Raw genomic sequence first — 1726 nt, 5'->3', positions numbered from 1 at the left:
ACCCGCACCGTGACGTTGTCCCGCGTGATGCCGTCCTGCGCGGGCACCGGCATCGTCACGATCTGCATGTTGACCTTGCGCAGCCGGTCGATCATCGGCACGACCATCGTGAACCCCGGCTCGCGCACGCTTCCGGCCAGCCGCCCGAGGCGGAACACGACCCCGCGCTCGTACTGCTTCACCACACGGGCCGCGGCCGCCGCGTACACCAGCAGGACACACACCAGCGCCACGCCCGCGATCGCGAGTTCCTGGACCATGACGACACCCCCAGGTGTCCTAGTCCTCCGCTTAATCAACGATATGCCCGGTCTGCCGGTGCAGTCGAGGGGGGCGCCCGGTCCATCCGGCCACCGCTCATTCCGCGTCGTGGAGGACGAGCCCCAAGGTGTGGCGCCGACCCGAGCGGACCGTGCTCACGCCGTGCCGCATCGGGCCGTTCGACCAGCCGCGCACCGAGCGCACCGGCCGGTCACGCGTCGTGAACACCAGGGCGTGCCCCTGGAGCAGCGTGGTCGAGTAGCCGCGCGACTGGGCGCGCGCCCGCTGCTCGGTCATCAGGAACTCACCGCCGGTGAAGTCGCCGCCCGGCTCGTCCAGGCCGATCACGACCTGCAGCGGGAACACCAACTGGCCATAGATGTCACGGTGCAGTGCGTTCCAGTCGCCGGGCCCGTAGCGCAGCAGGATCGGCGTCGGCCGCGTCTGGCCCGCCGCGTGGCACCGGTCGAGCCAGCCGTCGAGGGTCTCCGGCCACGGAGCGGTCCTGTTCAGGCGCCGCGCCCACTCCCGGGCGACGGGCAGCAGCCGCGGATAGAACGCCGCGCGCAGCTCCTGGACGAGCTCGGGCAGCGGGTGATCGAAGTAGCGGTACTGGCCGCGGCCGAACCGGTAGCGCTCCATGTCGATCGTCGACCGGAACCGGTGCACGTCGTCGTAGAGCCCGGCGACGGACCGGCACTCGTCGGCGGTGAGCACCGGCTCAGGTGTGAGGGCATGGCCGAACGCGTCGAGTTCCGCGCTCAGGGCGGCCCAGTCGAGGGCCTCCACGCGCGCGTGCGGGGCGGTGGTGGTGCCGGTCATCGCTGTGCATCTCCGTAGGTGGGAGGTATTGGCCAGGACACCAGCCTCGTCGGCTCCCGCGCGGTGTGCTGGCGGCAATCGGACGCGGTGTTCGGTGCGGTAATGTGTCGGCTCCGTGCAGCACCGCGAGGGAACGAGGAGGTGAGTCCGATCACCGTTGTGTCAGGTCGGGAGCTCCCTTCTCGCGCCGTACGCCCCGCTCGCGCTGAGCGAGGCCACGGCCGTCCGGTGACCGGGAGCCCCCTCGGCATCCCGAGAGGCCACCCCCTTATGCCGCTTTCCCCGTCGCCGAGCTCACCCCTTCCGCTCGATTCCACCTCCGTGGTCGAGTCCCTGCGCGCCGCCGGCTGCGTCTTCGCCGAGGACGAGGCGCGCATCCTGCTGTCCACCGCCCGCGACGCCGCCGAACTGGCGGCCCTGGTCGAGCGCCGCGCGAGCGGGCTGCCCCTGGAACACGTCGTCGGCTGGGCCGAGTTCTGCGGGCTGCGGGTCGCCGTCGACCCCAACGTCTTCGTGCCGCGCCGCCGCACCGAATTCCTGGCCCGCGAGGCCCTCACCCGCACGCCGCCCGACGCCGTCGTCGTCGACCTGTGCTGCGGCACGGGCGCCGTGGCCGCCGTCCTGGCCGCCCGCGCCCCGGCCC

General features: G+C 72.3%; 2 protein-coding genes and 1 pseudogene. 1 reads left to right on the top strand and 2 read right to left on the bottom strand.

Features of this window, described 5'->3' with window-relative positions:
- Together OKJ99_RS07910 and OKJ99_RS07905 are read right to left on the bottom strand one after the other, a co-directional pair.
- Positions 1-260: SPFH domain-containing protein (locus tag OKJ99_RS07910; protein ID WP_326015108.1), on the bottom strand; the 260-nt coding region annotated here is incomplete at its 3' end.
- 97 nt (positions 261-357) lie between these two features.
- The gene (locus tag OKJ99_RS07905) at positions 358-1083 is read right to left on the bottom strand and encodes a 2OG-Fe(II) oxygenase (protein ID WP_326015107.1); all 726 of its coding nucleotides are present in this window, start codon (positions 1081-1083) and stop codon (positions 358-360) included.
- A 270-nt stretch (positions 1084-1353) separates the two neighbouring features.
- On the opposite strand from OKJ99_RS07905, the pseudogene OKJ99_RS07900 reads away from it, so the two are divergent.
- Positions 1354-1726: pseudogene (locus OKJ99_RS07900) on the top strand (putative protein N(5)-glutamine methyltransferase); the annotation flags it as partial.

The sequence above is a fragment of the Streptomyces endophyticus genome, from assembly GCF_035798155.1.
GTDB lineage: Bacteria > Actinomycetota > Actinomycetes > Streptomycetales > Streptomycetaceae > Streptomyces > Streptomyces endophyticus.
The sequence above is the reverse complement of the archived record's forward strand: the minus strand, read 5'-3'. Positions and strand labels throughout refer to the sequence as shown.